The sequence below is a fragment of the Granulosicoccus sp. 3-233 genome, assembly GCF_052681095.1.
Map to the genome: position 1 here is coordinate 184,476 of NZ_JBQYLE010000006.1, position 16,189 is coordinate 200,664.

14 protein-coding genes are annotated in these 16,189 nt (G+C 59.0%); 4 read left to right on the forward strand and 10 right to left on the reverse strand.

Annotation, left to right across the window (positions count from 1 at the left end; all coding sequences use genetic code 11):
• Window positions 1-18 precede the first annotated feature (18 nt).
• Entirely contained in the window at window positions 19-951 is a 933-nt protein-coding gene (locus ACUNV4_RS16905; RefSeq protein ID WP_430879769.1) for a sugar ABC transporter substrate-binding protein, read from the reverse strand.
• A 94-nt stretch (window positions 952-1,045) separates the two neighbouring features.
• Window positions 1,046-1,864 carry a TIM barrel protein gene (locus ACUNV4_RS16910; protein ID WP_430879770.1) on the reverse strand — a complete coding sequence of 273 codons (819 nt, stop codon included), beginning with the start codon at window positions 1,862-1,864 and terminating at the stop codon, window positions 1,046-1,048.
• A gap of 703 nt (window positions 1,865-2,567) precedes the next feature.
• Between ACUNV4_RS16910 and ACUNV4_RS16915 the strand changes: the two genes are divergently transcribed.
• On the forward strand, window positions 2,568-4,451 hold the full coding sequence (locus ACUNV4_RS16915) for a hypothetical protein (RefSeq protein WP_430879771.1): 1,884 nt from the start codon (window positions 2,568-2,570) through the stop codon (window positions 4,449-4,451).
• Between the two features lie 243 nt (window positions 4,452-4,694).
• Here ACUNV4_RS16915 and ACUNV4_RS16920 read toward each other — a convergent pair whose 3' ends face one another.
• From ACUNV4_RS16920 to dctP, 5 genes are read right to left on the reverse strand one after another with little or no spacing between them, the layout of a single operon-like run.
• Complete coding sequence (locus ACUNV4_RS16920; RefSeq protein ID WP_430879772.1) at window positions 4,695-6,209, reverse strand: malonate--CoA ligase; 1,515 nt, start codon at window positions 6,207-6,209, stop codon at window positions 4,695-4,697.
• A gap of 36 nt (window positions 6,210-6,245) precedes the next feature.
• Window positions 6,246-7,610: a malonyl-CoA decarboxylase gene (locus ACUNV4_RS16925; protein WP_430879773.1), complete on the reverse strand. Its 1,365-nt coding sequence runs from the start codon at window positions 7,608-7,610 to the stop codon at window positions 6,246-6,248.
• 40 nt (window positions 7,611-7,650) lie between these two features.
• Window positions 7,651-8,970, reverse strand: coding sequence for a TRAP transporter large permease (locus ACUNV4_RS16930; RefSeq protein ID WP_430879774.1), 1,320 nt, complete (start codon window positions 8,968-8,970; stop codon window positions 7,651-7,653).
• A complete protein-coding gene (locus ACUNV4_RS16935; protein WP_430879775.1) occupies window positions 8,970-9,506 on the reverse strand; it encodes a TRAP transporter small permease subunit in 537 nt (178 codons plus the stop codon). Before ACUNV4_RS16935 ends, ACUNV4_RS16930 begins: the two co-directional genes overlap by 1 nt.
• On the reverse strand, window positions 9,506-10,495 hold the full coding sequence (dctP, locus tag ACUNV4_RS16940; protein ID WP_430879776.1) for a TRAP transporter substrate-binding protein DctP: 990 nt from the start codon (window positions 10,493-10,495) through the stop codon (window positions 9,506-9,508). Before dctP ends, ACUNV4_RS16935 begins: the two co-directional genes overlap by 1 nt.
• A gap of 113 nt (window positions 10,496-10,608) precedes the next feature.
• On the opposite strand from dctP, the gene ACUNV4_RS16945 reads away from it, so the two are divergent.
• Window positions 10,609-11,256 carry a GntR family transcriptional regulator gene (locus ACUNV4_RS16945; RefSeq protein ID WP_430879777.1) on the forward strand — a complete coding sequence of 216 codons (648 nt, stop codon included), beginning with the start codon at window positions 10,609-10,611 and terminating at the stop codon, window positions 11,254-11,256.
• Window positions 11,257-11,313: 57 nt separating this feature from the next.
• Here ACUNV4_RS16945 and ACUNV4_RS16950 read toward each other — a convergent pair whose 3' ends face one another.
• The 3 genes from ACUNV4_RS16950 to ACUNV4_RS16960 are packed head-to-tail and all read right to left on the reverse strand — an operon-like array spanning window position 11,314 to window position 14,029.
• Entirely contained in the window at window positions 11,314-12,486 is a 1,173-nt protein-coding gene (locus tag ACUNV4_RS16950; protein ID WP_430879778.1) for an MFS transporter, read from the reverse strand.
• A gap of 20 nt (window positions 12,487-12,506) precedes the next feature.
• Entirely contained in the window at window positions 12,507-13,256 is a 750-nt protein-coding gene (locus tag ACUNV4_RS16955) for an amino acid ABC transporter permease (protein ID WP_430879779.1), read from the reverse strand.
• Between the two features lie 32 nt (window positions 13,257-13,288).
• Entirely contained in the window at window positions 13,289-14,029 is a 741-nt protein-coding gene (locus ACUNV4_RS16960) for an amino acid ABC transporter ATP-binding protein (protein WP_430879780.1), read from the reverse strand.
• Between the two features lie 98 nt (window positions 14,030-14,127).
• Here ACUNV4_RS16960 and ACUNV4_RS16965 point away from each other — a divergent pair, with 98 nt between their 5' ends.
• Both ACUNV4_RS16965 and ACUNV4_RS16970 read left to right on the forward strand, forming a co-directional pair.
• Window positions 14,128-14,937: a transporter substrate-binding domain-containing protein gene (locus ACUNV4_RS16965; RefSeq protein WP_430879781.1), complete on the forward strand. Its 810-nt coding sequence runs from the start codon at window positions 14,128-14,130 to the stop codon at window positions 14,935-14,937.
• Window positions 14,938-14,963: 26 nt separating this feature from the next.
• A complete protein-coding gene (locus tag ACUNV4_RS16970) occupies window positions 14,964-16,154 on the forward strand; it encodes an amino acid aminotransferase (RefSeq protein WP_430879782.1) in 1,191 nt (396 codons plus the stop codon).
• The last annotated feature ends 35 nt before the right edge of the window (window positions 16,155-16,189 follow it).

The window sequence follows — 16,189 nt, forward strand, 5'->3', positions numbered from 1 at the left end:
AAACTACATCGTGTGAAATCAGAACTGATCCACGTTAGCGGGAGTGACCAGCTGGAAGGGGATATAGACTTTCTGTTCAACCTCTTCGCCGGCGACCAGCTTCAGCGCCGTATCGACAGAACCTGCGCCCTGACCTGCCGCATCCTGAAAGACAGTGACGTCAAGATCACCCGCCTTCATCGCAGCCAGTGCATCGGATGTGGCATCCACACCACCCACCACGACGTCCGCCATGTCCATGCCGGCGGCCTTCATGCCCTGGATGGCGCCGATCGCCATTTCGTCATTGTTGGCCAGCACCGCATCGAACTCGACCCCACCCGAGATCCAGTTGGTCATCAGATCCTGGCTCTCGACACGGCTCCAGTTGGCAGTCTGCTCTTCCACGATGTTCATGAAGTTGCACATATCCATGCCAACGACATCCTTGACGTCCTTGGTGCGCTGCACCGCAGCCTGATTGCTCAACTGCCCCATCATGACCACAACATTGGCACCGCCGGACTTGCCCGCAGCACGCAACTCCTTGCAGACCTCGAAAGCGGACAAGGTACCGGACTCGATTTCGTTGGAGCCCACGAAAGACTGATTGTCAGGCAATTCGTTGACGTTGACCGGCTCACGATTGAGATAGACCATCGGGATACCTGCATCGGCAGCAGCCTTCGACATGGCAGCCGTGGCGTCGGTATCGACCGGATTGACGATGATGGCATCGACACCGGCGGCGATGAAATTCTGTATCTGATTGAGCTGCTTGCCGACGTCATTGGTGGCGTCCTCTACCTGGATATCGACGCCATCGATGGACTCGGCATGATCCGTCATTGCATTTCTCATGACGGTCAGAAAGTTGTCGTCGAAACTGGCAATGGTGGCGCCGATGGATTCAGCCATGGCTGATCCCGAGATCATGGTGGCAATCCCGGCAGCAATCAGTGTCTTCTTCATTTCTCTTCTCCTGGTGTGGTGTCCGGTGCACAAGTTCTGAAACCGGAAAATGCCCTTGAACAGGGTTCTGTGAAAAACATGGTGGATTCGGTCATCATGCAGGTTCGGCCTGCAAGGCATGACGCATGAAAGCCAGCGACTCTTGCAACGCTGACAGTGGGTCCTGCAGTTCGTGAACCTGCGGGGCAAAGGCTTCCATCGACACCGGCCCGAGATAACCGCCGCGGATGAGCTCGCGCAACTGCTCGAGATTGCCCAGTCGATCATGCGCATCGACCAGGCCCCGATCGGCATCCTGCATCTCGTCGACAGACAGGCCGGGATCCGTCACACCGGAGACATGAACGATTCCGGTATGTTCCGGGAAGACAGGTCCTCCCCCGGCCAGATGATGATGAAAGGTATCGTGAACAAGCCTGAAGCAATGCGCCACATCGAGCGCCTCGATGACCGCCACGACCTCTGCCTTGCTGCGAACGCTACTGCTGGTGAATCCCAGTGGCTCGATCAGCCCGATGACATCGTGCTGCTCCAGCAAGGGCTGCAGGCCTTGCATTGCCGCTGTCAGATTCCGCCGGCGTTCTTCGGCACCGATGCCACGACCATCATTTCGCGGAATCAGGCTGATGGCCGAGGCCCCGCATTCCGACGCCAGGGCAAGCAACTCCCGGGCCTCCGGCAGCTTGTCGACCTTGTCATCGTCAAAGCCGCACACCTCGGCCACGGCCAGAATCTGCAAACCGGCATCTCGTGCGGCCTGACCCGCTGCAGCAGCACTCATGCCATCGAACAGATCTCCGGCCAGATCATTGCGGACCTCGATACCCACGCCATTCAACCGGCTGGCGGTTGCCAGCAACTCGGTGTACGAAGCCTTTGCCAGGGTCATGTGATTGAGTGCCAATCTGAACAAGATTCCTCCGGTAGAACGTGAGATGAATGCGCTCGCCTGTTCACAACTGCTGTGATTATGCTGTCAACGTTAGTCCGTTGCAAGCACTTTTTGCAACCGGTTGCAACTGAATCAGCCATGCCGCATCCCGAGGTTCGAATGACCGGCGGGCTGGCGATGACGATCGTGGACACCTGTCGCTGGCGCAATGCTGCACCAGAGTCGTCTCTGGATGACGCCGCATTCGCTGCATACAGCAGAGGTCGAGCTGCCTGCTTATCGAGCGGCCTGACTATCGAGCCGCCTGACTATCGAGCCGCCTGATATCGAACTGCCTGACAATGACGATGGGGGTTTGTCGCCGACGATACACCCGACAAGACGCGCGTCTTGCAACGCAAGCATTCCGGCACGGTTTTCGCGAAGCTCATGACAGCTTGCAGGCGTGCAGCGGTCCGGGACACGCGGAGCCTGTCGCGGATTCACCGAATATCCAGTTGGTTGATCAGCACCACGATGCAGGGGCCCGGTTTGACCGAACGTCGGCGGTTGATAGCCAACGGCGCTTCGTGGCGCCCTGCACGCCCCACGGACAGCGGATTTTATGCGACATAAAGGTTAAACTTCCCACCTGTTGCCGAGTCGTCAGCCCGCCTTCAGCCATCTGCCCGCGAGCTGCTTCAGGACGTCGACTTGATAAGTGGCCAACCATGATTGACCAAAAATGATAGATGAAGATCTTTACCAGCAAGCTGCCGATGAGCTGAATACGGACAAACGCCGGCCGCACATCTGGGCCAGAGCCTGCGCTCTGGCCAGTGATGATCACGATGAGGCACGTTACCTGTACACCAACCTGCGTGTCGAGGAGCTGATTGCGGAGCGCGCGGCGGCCGAAGCATCTTCCCCATCCATGGGCGCTGGCGAGCTCGATCCAGTGGACGCCTCACTTGCCCTGGAGCCGCTCGACTTCGATGAGGACTCACCAGAGTCGATATCCACGCCCTCGGGCATGGATCAGGCTCCACGACCCGAGGTTGACGCCCTCACACTCAATTCCGCAGCCTCGGACGAGCTGGGCGATTTTGAGGCAGTGCAAAGCCGGAATTTCGAGGAAAGCTTTGATGTCAAACCCGGCTCGGACGCCGAGGGCGATGAGCAGGCCGTGGATGAGCTGGAACTGGAAGATGACTTTCTCGACGAGACGATCAATCTGACCTCCGAGCTGGACGGTACTGCCGTCTTCGAGCTGGACAAGGCCGATGCATCCGATGCCGATGACACTCTAAGCGATCACGGCATCGACGAGCAACAGACCGAACTCAGTGCCGACGAGGAACTGGAAGCATTACTCGGCGGCGTGTATGAAGCCGGCGCACCGGTCTCCACTGGCGCTGACGACAATGAAGCCGCCATGACAGCGGATTTCAGCGACGTTTCCGGCTCGCATGGCGTTCTGGACGACGATATGGCCTGGCTCGATGACGATCTGCACACGGCAGAGAATTCGGTCGTCCAGGAAGCCAGCGATGACCAGCCGTTGCAGACGGTCGCCGATGACAGGGAAGATGCCCTGACGCTGGAGGACTTTCACGATACAGACAGTGTGGCCAGAGAGCTCGAACGACAGGCTGCCGAGATCACCGGACAACCCGGTGACGTGGTGGCTGTTGGCGAGCAATCCTTGCACGATCATGAAAGTGCCAGTGACGAGGAACAACTGGCGCTGGTACTCGATGGCGATTCGACTGAAGGGGAGCCTGCCGATTCGAGTGATCCGACCGGACTGGATTCCATTTTCGACTCCATCGAGCAGGATGCCGACGAAGCCGTCTCCAGACTGTCCGACGAACCAGCTTCAGCGCAGCTTGACGACACGTCTGAACCGATAAGCGTTCCCGACGATGCGCAGGACAGCGAGATCCACGCCATCGATCTCGGTGACATCGACGAGCCTGGCGAGGACGATACGTCGGCCAGCGACACACAGGTTCAGGAGCCGATCCCTGCAGCCGCCATGTCAGCTGCCGCAGCAGGCGCTGCAGCCTTGTCAGACCGTACTCGTCCTGCGCCGACCGGTCCCGACACCGTGCGGGTACCCGATATCTCGGCAGCCTCTCTCCCCGCTGACCTGCCATCCTCGAACGAGGAGTTGCTCAGTCGACCCGAACTGCCACTTGACCTGACCGGAGAGCGCTCCAGCGGTTCTCCTTACAGTGTGCTGCGCCGTGGCGCACAGGCACAGGCTGTCAAGCGGGGCGTTTCCTGGTCTGCCCTGTTTCTGACTCTGCCCTTCCTGATCTACCGACACCTTTTCGGCACGGCAGTGATGTACGTCATCATGTCGCTGATACTGGTCGCCGGATTGCTGATCTCCGGCATGGCCTGGCTCGATGCAGGCGCCGCTGCCAGTGTCGCGATCAAGGCGAGTACGATCGGATTTGCCATCCTGTCCTTCATCGGCCTGCTGTATCTGCCATTTCGCCATGCCAATCAATGGCGTGAAGACAAGCTCGAACAACGAGGTTTCGAACAGGTTGCCCTGGTCCGGGACAGATCGCCCGGCAAGGCGATCACTCAGGCCAGAAATGCGGCAACACTCGATTAAATGTCTACCGTCCGCGAGTTTCGGACCTGCAAACGCCGAAGAGCCCTCATAAACCGGCTCGAGGCATACATTTGCCGCGCTGCCCGTCGTTATCCCTAATCAAGTCATCGCGCAAGAATGACGAGACGTGACCCACTGAGGTCACGTCAGGGCTGAACCATTTGCGACAGCCATTTAGGGGGCGCCGGGAAAGGGATTTCCCGGCTCCAGTTCCCTCGGTCAATACGCCTGTCTCTGCAGCCTCTAGCGAAAGGCATCATCCAGCTTCTCTCGAAGCAGATTCTTCTGCACTTTCCCCATGGTGTTACGTGGCAGTTCCGCCACGAATTCGACCTTCTTCGGCTGTTTGAAGCGCGCCAGCCTGTCTGCCAGGGCGGCAGTCAGGTTCTCCGCAGTCAGCCCGGCGGCCGCCGCCGAGCCATCGCGTACGACCACGGCAACCACCGCTTCACCAAAATCCGGATGGGGAACACCGACCACGGCCGACTCGGTCACGCCCGGTAACTCGTCGATCAGCAGTTCCAGTTCCTTGGGATAGATGTTGTACCCACCGGAGATGATCAGATCCTTCGATCGTCCGACGATGGTGACGTATTGACGTTCATCGATCGTGGCCAGATCCCCGGTAATGAAGAAGCCATCTTCCAGCAACTCCTCTCGTGTCTTTTCGGGCATCTGCCAGTAACCGGCAAACACATTGGGGCCACGTACGTGCAGGATGCCGACTTCACCCGTCGGCAAGGGCTCCGTGGTCTCGGGCAGGCAGACCCTCACCTCCACGCCAGGCAGGGCTCGCCCCACGGTGCCGGCAATGCGATCACCGTCCACCGGGTTGGAGGTGTTCATGTTGGTTTCCGTCATGCCATAACGCTCCAGTATTCGCTGTCCGGTTCGCGCTTCGAATTCACGATGGGTATCGGCCAGCAAAGGCGCACTACCGGAGATGAACAGACGCATATGACTGGCACACTCGCGCGTGAATCGCTCATCAGCCAGCAGGCGCGTATAGAAGGTGGGAACCCCCATCATGGCCGTGGCAGACGGCAGAGCCTGCAACACGGCATCGGTCGAGAAGCCCGGCTGGAAGATCATGCGTCCGCCGCACAACAGCATCACATTGCTTGCCACGAACAGGCCATGGGTATGAAAGATGGGCAAGGCATGCAACAGCACATCGGATGACGTGAATTGCCAGTACGAGACCAGCGTTTGTGCATTCGACAACAGATTTGCATGAGTCAGCATGGCTCCCTTGGATCGGCCGGTGGTGCCCGAGGTGTACAGAATGGCCGCCAGATCATCAGGCCCCCGTGCAACGATCTCCTGCACAGCCTCACAGGCGGATGCCTTGTCGATCAGACTGCCGCCACCCGCACCATCGAGCGTCAGCAACTGCGATGCACCGATCAGCCGCTCTCCCATGGCACGCTTCTGCGGATCCAGCACCAGCACCCGGGGAGTGGCATCACCGATGAAGTAATCGAGCTCTGCTTCCGTGTAGGCCGTATTGAGCGGCAGAAACACCGCACCTGTGCGGATACAGGCCACGTACAAGGCCAGCGCCGCGATGCTCTTCGACACCTGTACTGCAACTCTGTCTCCCGCATCGACACCGCGATCGAGCAGTACGGCAGCCATGCGCGCACTCAGATCGAGGAATGCCTGATCGCCGATGTCACCGTCTGCATTGCCAATGAACAGTTCACCGTTACCGGCCTTTCGGCCATCAACGATGGCATCGAACAGAACATTACTCATCCGGTCATTTTCTCCTTCATCTATATGTTTCTGAACTCAGGCTCTTCTGAGTGTACGTTTCGGACGGGCCAGCAAGGCATCCACTTCCTGAGACACCTTGACGACATTTTCATTGGCATAGGCTTCATGATTGTCTTCCACCTTGTCCAGATCATAGAGGTAGCTGACCATGACGCCGGCAGACTGCGACAAGCCCTTCCTGAACACATCCGCTGCGGGCAGTACCTGATCGAGACTGGCACCATTGCCCAGATGGAATCGCGCAACCGGGTCCAGTGGCAGCTTGTCCGCGCGCTTCTCGTTCTTCAGATAGTGGGCCGTCAGAAACTTCAGGTGTTCGTTATCACCCTCGATCAGTTCGAAGGTGTCCATGGCAGCGATGCGCTGTGCCGTCTGCAAGGCGTCATGCAGGCGCCCTTGTTCCTCAGCGACTTCGGACTCGGCAGCAGCGGGCTGCAACTCGGCGGAGTCCAGGGCCTTGTCGACCCAGCGCATCAGCCCCGGCACGGGTGACAGGGTTCTGTATATCTCCAGGTTCGGCAGCTGGCGAGACAGTTCCTGAGCCACCTGCTTGATCAGGAAGTTGCCGAAAGAGACCCCGGCCAGGCCTTTCTGACAGTTGGAAATGGAATAGAAAACGGCCGTTGTGGCTTCCTGCTGGGGCACGATGTCCCGAGTGGTCTGCAGGACTTGCCGGATGGAGGTGGGCGTCGAGCGAGTCAGCGCCACTTCCACGAATATAAGCGGTTCATCGACCATGGCCGGATGAAAGAATGCGAAACAGCGTCGATCATCCGGTTCCAGACGACTGCGCAGGGACGACCAGCTGTTGATTGCATGTACCGCCTCGTAGGCGATGATCTTCTCCAGAATACTGGCAGGGCTGTGCCAGTCGATCTCTCGCAGAACCAGAAAGCCTCGATTGAACCAGGAGCGAAACAGATGCTGAAAGTCGACATCGATGCAACGCAGTTCCGGATGCTCCCTGCACGCTGCAAGCAACTGAGCACGCATGCGCACCAGCTCGTTGGTGGCGCCCGGTACCCGGTTGAGCCTGCGCAGCAGCTCCTGCCGACGAGGCTCGACGCTCTCCATCAGAATCGACAGATTATCTGCCGACTTCTCCTCGGAATACCGCTGCGCCGCTCGCAGGGCATGTTCGGCATTGATGTCATAGCGATCAGCCATCAGTCGAAAGAACACCAGTTGCTCATCCGGATCTGCTGCCGCAAAACGATTCAGAAGGCCACGAGCCAGGCGATGACCGGACATCTCGCCTCGCTGGGACAGCAGTGCATCACACAGCTCGGACAACGAACCCTGCCCCTCGCCCTGATGTTGTGATTCGTCACGTGCGAAGACCGAACTGAGCAGCTCGGACAGATAGCTTATTCGACTCATCGTGCCAGCACCTCACTGGCACGGTTTCCGATGATGACTGTCATACTGCCTCTCCCATGACCTGGTCAGGCAACCATGTTGCCAGATCCGGCAGCAGGCACAAGATGACAATTGCCAGAATCATGCAGGCCACATAAGGCAGGGAGCCCAGCAGTATGGTCTTCAGCGGAATGTCCGGCGCAATACCATTGATGACATACAGGTTCAGACCGACCGGCGGTGAAATCAGGCCGATTTCCATGTTGATGGTCAGGATGACCGCAAACCAGTAGGGGTCGAATCCGGCGGTAGTGATGATCGGCAACAGTATCGGCGCGGCCATGAGAATGACAGCCACGGGTGGCAGAAAAAAACCGGCGATGAGCAGGAACACATTGATCATGCCCATCAGGACCCAGCGATTGACCTCCAGGGTACCGATATAGGTCGCTATCGACTGGGTGATGCTGAGACTGGACAGCATGTAGGAAAACACACCGGCAGCTGCGATGATGAACAGAATCATCACGCTTTCTCGCGTGGAATCCCGCAGCACCACCCACAGTGATGTCGGACTCCACAATCGGTAGATGATCACGGCAATCAGCAGGCACAGCAAGGCGCCGACAGCAGCTGTCTCGGACGGTGTGGCGATGCCACCGTACATCGCATACAGCACACCGGCAATGATCAGCAGAAACGGCACAACCCGTGGCAGGATCTCCACACGCTGCTTCCAGCTGTAGCGCCTGGCTTCCAATGCCCCGCCCCTGCCCTGTTGCCGCCAGGTCGTGAAGATAGACCAGGCCATGAACAGGGTCACCAGCAGCAGCCCCGGAAAGACACCAGCCAGAAACAACCGCCCAATGGAAGTCTCGGTCGCTATACCATAGACGATCATGGTGACCGATGGCGGTATCAGTATTCCAAGGGTGCCACCAGCGGCGATGGAACCCGCCGCCACACCATCAGGATAGCCTCGACGGCGCATCTCCGGTATGCCCATCTTGCCGATGGCCGCGCAGGTTGCAGGCGATGAACCGGACATGGCCGCGAACAGCGAGCATGCGCCCAGATTGGATATCACCAGGCCACCGGGCACCCGCGTCAGCCAGCGGTCGAGCGCCTCGTAGAGATCCGCACCGGCGCGGGTCGACGAAATGGCCGATCCCATGATGATGAACATCGGAATGGACAGCAATGCAAAGCTGTCCAGTTTGCCGAAGAAGATCTCCGGCATCAGTTCCAGTGAGCGAAGCCCGTCGAAGACAATCAGAAAACCGGCCGACACGATCAGCAGCCCGGTGGCTACCGAGACTCCGGAGAACAGCACCAGGATGGTGGAAATGGCGACGATTGCGCCTAGCAGCAGGGGATCCATCAGTGCGTCGCCTCGGGAAAGGGTTCATCGATGTTGCTGATGATCGCCATCAGATCGGCAGCCAGCTGCAACAGGTACAGGCCGAACCCCAGGGGCATGGCCAGGTACGGAATCCACAGTGGCGGCCCCCAGACCGTGTCTGATGACCAGCCCTTGCTCCAGGCAAAGTGCCACAGTTCGGCCGAGTAGAAGAGCATGACCCCGATGACACTGATTGCTGCCATCAGGGTCAGGCAGGCCAGGCCCTTGCGCATGAATACCGGCAACATTCTGGGCAGGAGGTCCACATTGACATGCCCCTTCAGCAACTGCACATAGGGCAGGCCGATCAGCGTGGCGCCAATCATCAGATAGATCACGGTCTCCGTCTGCCAGACGGTGGACGCATTGTTGATCTTGCGCACCCAGATCATCTGACAGGTGAGCAGCACCGACGCCAGAATCATGCTGGCCGACACTGCCCCACATACCTGCGACACAAAGGAGATCGCCCGCATCCACCATGGGTCTGCGGGCGAGCGTGTACGTTCAGCCATCATTCAACGGACAGCGCCAGGTCCAGCAACTCCTGTCCTTCGGGCAGATCTTCGACGAAGGACTTGTAGGAGGACTCCTGTGCCACGGCGCGCCAGGCCTCGAATTCCTCGGCAGACATCTCGGCTATCTCGACACCGGCCTCACGGAAGGTCTCGACCGAGGCGGCATCTTCCTTCTTCGCCTCTTCCAGATAGAAATCCTGCGCCTTCGCGGACGCCTCCCGCAACGCCGTCTGCTGGGCTTCACTCAGCCCATCGAAGGTACTCTTGTTCATCAGCAATGGCTGGTACATGAACCACAGGGCAACGTCCGCTGCCGGTGTATAGCACTTGACCTGCTCGTACAATCGATAGGACACAAAGGAAGACGAGGACGTGTTCGCCGCATCCAGTACACCGGTCTGCATGGCATTGTAGATTTCACTGGAAGCCATGGATGCGATCGATGCACCGGCCGAGGCCAGCATCTGCTCGAATGCCTTGCCCGCTGCCCGTGTCTGCAGACCCTGCACATCTTCCGGCGAGGTGATGCATTTGTCCTTGCCGGCAAAGCCACCCGCCAGATAGCCGTGCACCAGCACCATGACATCGTCCTCGGCCATGGTCTCTTCCAGCCTTTCCATGAACGGTGAATCGTTAAGACGCGCCGCATGATCATGGTTCTTGACCAGCCCCGGCATCAGCGTCAGATTGTAAGCCGGCTGCTGGCCACCAGCGTAGGACAGCGGCAAGACGGTCATGTCCAGCTGGCCTCTGGACAAGGGCTTGTATTGTTCACGTGGCGGAAACAAGGATTTGGAAGGAAAGATGGTGATCTCCAGATCCACCCCTGCCGCCGCGACCTCGTCAGCCACGATCTGTGCCACCTTGTGGCGAATATCCTGAGTGGACCACTGGTGAGACAGCCGCAATTCCTCGGCATTGGCAACGGCAGCGGATGCCAAGCCTGTCGCCAGTACCGTGGCAATACTGATTCGCTTGATACGCATTTCCTGAATCCTCTTGGTGGTGGTGATCTGTGGTGGTGATCTCGCGTCCGTGTATTCAACGGCTCGATAGTTGTATACAATATGAAGCCTGTTGAATGCAAGTGTTCTGACCCATGACGAGTATCCGGGAACAACTCGAACAGGCCATTCTGCTGGGAGAATTCAGTAGCGGTTCGCATCTGGATGAAACCCAGCTGGCAAGCCGTTTCAATGTGTCGCGCACGCCGATACGCGAGGCCCTCAAGCAACTGGTGGCCTCCGGACTGCTGGAACACCGCCCCAACCGCGGCGTGTTCGTACGCACCCCTTCCGTACAGGAACTGCTGGAAATGTTCGAGGTGATGGCAGAGCTGGAAGCGTTGTGCGTCAAGCTGGCAGCGCGCCGCTCCCGCAAGGCCGACATGCAGTCATTGCAGAATCTGGCAGACGCCTGCGAACAGGCGATGGAATCCGGCGATTGTGATCGCTACTATCACGCCAATGAACGTCTGCACAATGAACTGTACCGGCTCTCCGGCAACCGTTTTCTGGAACAGCAGGCTGCCGCCCTGCACCGTCGTCTGCAACCCTACCGTCGACTGCAACTGCGGGTACCGTATCGCATGCGCCAGTCAATGAATGAACACCGCATCATCGTGGATGCAGTGTGTCAGGGCCAGGCAGAGGTGGCCGCCGATGCCATTCGCTCGCACATCGCCATTCAGGGCGAGAAGTTCAATGACCTGGTAGCCGACCTGTCGGCCCTGAATACCGGCAGCTGATGAGCGACCAATTACAGGAAGTGATCCGCCGAGCGCTCGGCGGCCTCCTGTTCTCACTCAAGCGGTGCGCTGGCGCCACAGAACGATCAGATTGGGCAACACCACCAGCAGCAACATGAGTAACATGGCGCCGAAGAAGGCTCCACTCAGCTGATAGCGACTGGCCAGAAACTGACTGAGCAGCGGCGACAGGAACTGACCGAGAAAGACGGCTGTGGAAATGCCGCCGGAGGCGCGTCCGCGCATCGACGCAGGCACCTTCGACATCAGCCAGATGGTGAGATTGGGGAAATTGAAACCCAGTGCCACGCCGATCAACGGCATGCTGGCATACATGGTGACGAGAGAGCGGGCCTGGGAGAGCAGGAAGAAGCCGGTCGCCAGACACAGAAAGCTGCCCAGCAGTATCTGACGATTGCCGAATCGAGCACGCAGACGCTGATAATTGGCCGAGGCTACCGACGAGCAGATCTGACTCAGCACAACGGCAAAGCCTGCCACCTTCAGGCTGTCCGCACCCAACTCCAGAGACAGGAACGGCAACTGCGTCGGAATGAAATAGAACAGCAGCATGGTCACGAAGCCCAGTGCGTAGATGAACATGGCATGAGCCACCGGGAATCTGCCGCCATCGATACCCGGTTCGTCCCGGTTCGGTGGTGGTTTGCTGACATACCGATGAACAAGCGGCAGCAGCAGCACCGGCACCAGATAGACGGCAAACGGCGCTCGCCAGGACCAGTCGGCCAGGATGGAACCTGCCGAAATGAACACGATACCGCCAGCGGCCATGGCCGACGACTGGATGCCCATTGCCCGATCACGCTCCGGCCCCTGAAAATGGTCGGTGAGCAAGGCCATGGATGACACCATGATCATGCCGACCGCCCCGCCCAGCAGCAAGCGGCTGAACAGCAGCCAGCTCAGATCATTCAGCCACAGGCCGGCACTGCCCGCTGCGATATAGACGAGAACGCCCAACTGCAGCAGGACACGACGGCCAAAGCGGTCCGCCAGAATACCGGCCAGCGGTGCCGTGATGGCAATGGCCAGTCCCGGTATGGTCAGGATGAGCCGGGTCAGATAGTCGGCATCCGGATGATCGGAGAAATGCGCCAGCAGTCCCGGCAGACCGGGCGCGATGGTCGCGCCGGCCATAACGGTCAGACTGGCGCAGGCCAGCAGCACCGGCAGCAGGAACGGGGAACGTCGCAACAGGACGGTTGACATTGGCAGCAGTCTGAAAGTGTCTAGCGCACTTCACGACGGGAAAGGCGACGTTCCAGCCAGCGCACACCGGCGGAGACGATCAGGATCAACACCAGATATTCGAGGATCAGCACCGTATAGGTTTCCAGCGGCCGATACTCGGCCGTGACCATCTCGTTGGCTCGTCGAGTCAGCTCCTCCATGCCGATGACAGACACCAGCGAGGACATCTTGAGCATGTAGACCAGCTGATTGCCCAGCGGCGGCAGCACCCGACGCAAAGCCTGCGGCAGCACGACATAGCGCATGCGATCGATGTAGCCCAGCCCCAGCGAATCGGATGCCTCAATCTGCCCGCGATCGATGGACTGGATACCGGCGCGAAAGATCTCCGCTTCGAAGGCACTGTCCGATAGCGCCAGCGCGACCACCCCGGCCCAGAAGACGTTGATGGTGATTCCCAGCATGATGGGAAGGCCGTAATAGACCCACAGGATGAGTACCAGTAACGGCACCGCTCGCACGAGCTCGACATACAGTCGGTTGAAGCCCCGCGCCACGGGGTTCACGGACAGACCCGGCAAGGCCACCAGCAGACCGATGACCACCGAGATCACGATGGCAGTCAATGACAGCAGGATCGTGTACTTCAGCCCACCGAGCATGAACAGCAGATTGGCTCGTCCCGCGTCGGTCATGGGAGAGACCACGTACCATTGCAGTTGTCCGGCACAGCCGCTCAGCAGCAGTGTCAGTAACAGCAGCAGGCAGCAGCCGCGGTGCTTGCGCATGGCAAGGCCAGCCTTCCTTGAAATGGTGTGCATCAGTGTTGCAGTATCTGCTGAAGGAAGAGCCGCCCTCTTTCGCTCTCGGGGTTGGAGAAGAATTGCGCAGGAGTGGATTGCTCGACGATGACTCCGCCATCCATGAAGACCATGGTATCGGCGACCTTGCGTGCAAACCCCATTTCATGAGTGACCACCATCATGGTCATGCCGGTTTCGGCCAGCTCGATCATCACATCCAGCACCTCGGAAATCATTTCCGGATCCAGCGCCGAGGTCGGTTCATCGAACAGCATGATGGCCGGCTCCATGCACAGGCTGCGAGCGATGGCTACGCGCTGCTGCTGCCCACCGGAGAGCTGCCCCGGGTACTTGTCGGCCTGTTCCGGTATGCGCACCCTCTCCAGATAGTGTTGTGCCAGGGATTCTGCCTTGTCACGCGAGAGCTTGCGAGCCCGCAGCGGGCCCAGCATGAGATTCTCCAGTACCGACAGGTGCGGAAACAGATTGAACTGCTGAAATACCATGCCGATATGGGTGCGTGCCTCTCGCAGGGCCTTGCGACTCTTGCCCAGCTCCGTGCCATTCACGACAACCTGTCCGCCATCATGCTGCTCCAGCTGATTGACGCAGCGAATCAGAGTCGATTTGCCCGAGCCGGAAGGTCCGCAGATGACCATGCGCTCACCGGCGCAGACCTCCAGACTGACATCGGTCAGAGCCTGGAAATCGCCGTAATGTTTGGTCAGATTCCTGATCTGAATGACTGGTGTAGACATCGGCCGATTGTAGCGCAGTACGATGGTCCGCAAAAACAAACCGTAAATCACCTCAATGGGTATACTGCCGTAGTCCAACCAACACTAGTAACAGAATCATGCTGGCAAGACTCAAGAAACTGGTAGGCAACAGCATCAGCTCCACGGTCATGACGCTTCTGATGGCCGGCACCCTGTGTCAGTCTGCCATGGCCGCCGATTCCGTATTGGCCGATATCCTGGCCAGCGGCACCCTCAAGGTCGGCACCACGGGCGATTGGGACCCCATGACACTGAAGGACCCGGCCACCAACAGCTACAAGGGTTACGATATCGATGTCGTGACAAAACTGGCAGAAGATCTGGACGTCAAGCTCGAGCTGGTTCCCGCTGACTGGAAAACGCTGGTCAATGGCATCACCTCCGGCAAGTATCACATGACAGGCAGCGCCTCCATCAGTGCCAGCCGTGCCAAGGCAGCCGGCTACACCGACAGCTATTTCTCACTCAGCACCGTGCCGCTGACTCTGGCCATCAACGCCGAGCGCTTTACCGACTGGGACGATCTGAACCAGCCGGAAGTCACCGTAGCGGCCACGCTGGGCACCACTCAGGAGCAACAGGTCAAGACCTTCTTTCCCGACGCTGCCTACAAGATCATCGAAGCCCCGGCCCGTGACTTCCAGGAAGTGCTGGCTGGACGCGCCGATGCGCACATCACCTCCAACGTGGAAGCGTTCAAACTGGTGGCCAAATATCCGCAGATGATGATTGTGCCCGTCAAGGAAGCACGAGCCCGTACCCCCGTTGCCATGCTGGTGCCGCAGGAAGACCAGATCTGGATCAACTACCTCAATACCTGGATTCGCCTGCAGAGCGAACGAGGCTTTTTCGACGAACTTGCCACCAAGTGGCAACTCAGCAATTGATCAACCGAACCGACGAGTGAACGATCATGTTTGAAGCATTACCGGAACCCAAGGCAGATGCCATCCTGAGCCTGATGGCGGCATTCAGGGCAGATACCCGTCCCAACAAGATGGATCTGGGGGTGGGGATCTACAAGGATTCTGCCGGCAAGACCCCGGTCATGCGTGCCATCAAGAGCGCGGAAACCCGTCTGCTGGAATCCCAGGACACCAAGGCCTACGTCAGCCCGACAGGTAGTGCGCCGTTCTGCGCAGCCATGATTGCCCAGGTCTTCGGCAAGGATGCAGACACCTCGCGCATTCGTGCTGCGCAGTCCGTTGGTGGCAGCGGCGCCTTGCGTGTACTGGCCGACCTGCTGAAGGAAGGACGACCGGATGCCGAGATCTGGGTTTCCGACCCCTCCTGGCCCAACCATGTGCCGCTGATGAAAGCGGCCGGCTATTCACTGCAGAACTATCCCTATTACGATGCCGCCACCGGACAGGTACGTATCGATGACATGCTGGCCACCCTGAGCAAGGCAAAGAGCGGCGATATCGTTCTGCTGCACGGCTGCTGCCACAACCCCACCGGCGCTGATCTGAGCACGGACGAGTGGAACCGAGTCATCGACCTGCTCCTCGAGAAGGACCTCTTCCCCTTTGTCGACCTGGCCTATCAGGGATTCGGCGATGGACTGGAAGAAGATGCCGCCGCTGTACGCCTGATGGCCAGCCGGGTACCCGAGATGGTGGTCGCTGCCAGTTGCTCCAAGAACCTTGGTCTGTACCGCGAACGTGTCGGTGCCGCGATGCTGCTGGGCAAGAACGAAGCCGACGCCACCCGTGCCCACGGTCGACTGGGCAGCGTCATTCGCGCCAATTACTCCATGCCACCCGATCACGGCGCCAACACCACCGAAATCGTGCTGAGCGACGACGGTCTGAACAATGAATGGCGGGAAGAACTGGAAGCCATGCGTCAGCGCATGGTCGGACTGCGCCAGGCATTTTCAGAAGCCCTGCGCAAGCGCTCCAATTCAGACCGCTTCGATTACATCGCCGCACAGAAGGGCATGTTCAGCCGCCTGCCGCTTTCCACGGCGCATATCGACAGCCTGCGCGAAGATCACGCCATCTATATTGTCGGTGATGGCCGTATCAATGTCGCCGGTCTGCCGGAAGGGGGTCTGGACAAGCTGGCCGATGCCATCTGCACCGTTCTCGGCGATGACTGAACCATCGGATTGCTGAGCTGATCAGCGTCTGGCAG

Bases quoted from the DNA above. Each gene is read 5' to 3' on its own strand.
- ACUNV4_RS16965 (WP_430879781.1), top strand. From the start codon at position 14,128: ATGCTGGCAAGACTCAAGAAACTGGTAGGCAACAGCATCAGCTCCACG.
- ACUNV4_RS16905 (WP_430879769.1), bottom strand. From the start codon at position 951: ATGAAGAAGACACTGATTGCTGCCGGGATTGCCACCATGATCTCGGGA.
- ACUNV4_RS16955 (WP_430879779.1), bottom strand. From the start codon at position 13,256: ATGCGCAAGCACCGCGGCTGCTGCCTGCTGCTGTTACTGACACTGCTG.
- ACUNV4_RS16930 (WP_430879774.1), bottom strand. From the start codon at position 8,970: ATGGATCCCCTGCTGCTAGGCGCAATCGTCGCCATTTCCACCATCCTG.
- ACUNV4_RS16970 (WP_430879782.1), top strand. From the start codon at position 14,964: ATGTTTGAAGCATTACCGGAACCCAAGGCAGATGCCATCCTGAGCCTG.
- ACUNV4_RS16920 (WP_430879772.1), bottom strand. From the start codon at position 6,209: ATGAGTAATGTTCTGTTCGATGCCATCGTTGATGGCCGAAAGGCCGGT.
- ACUNV4_RS16925 (WP_430879773.1), bottom strand. From the start codon at position 7,610: ATGAGTCGAATAAGCTATCTGTCCGAGCTGCTCAGTTCGGTCTTCGCA.
- dctP (WP_430879776.1), bottom strand. From the start codon at position 10,495: ATGCGTATCAAGCGAATCAGTATTGCCACGGTACTGGCGACAGGCTTG.
- ACUNV4_RS16950 (WP_430879778.1), bottom strand. From the start codon at position 12,486: ATGTCAACCGTCCTGTTGCGACGTTCCCCGTTCCTGCTGCCGGTGCTG.
- ACUNV4_RS16960 (WP_430879780.1), bottom strand. From the start codon at position 14,029: ATGTCTACACCAGTCATTCAGATCAGGAATCTGACCAAACATTACGGC.
- ACUNV4_RS16935 (WP_430879775.1), bottom strand. From the start codon at position 9,506: ATGGCTGAACGTACACGCTCGCCCGCAGACCCATGGTGGATGCGGGCG.
- ACUNV4_RS16945 (WP_430879777.1), top strand. From the start codon at position 10,609: ATGACGAGTATCCGGGAACAACTCGAACAGGCCATTCTGCTGGGAGAA.
- ACUNV4_RS16915 (WP_430879771.1), top strand. From the start codon at position 2,568: ATGATAGATGAAGATCTTTACCAGCAAGCTGCCGATGAGCTGAATACG.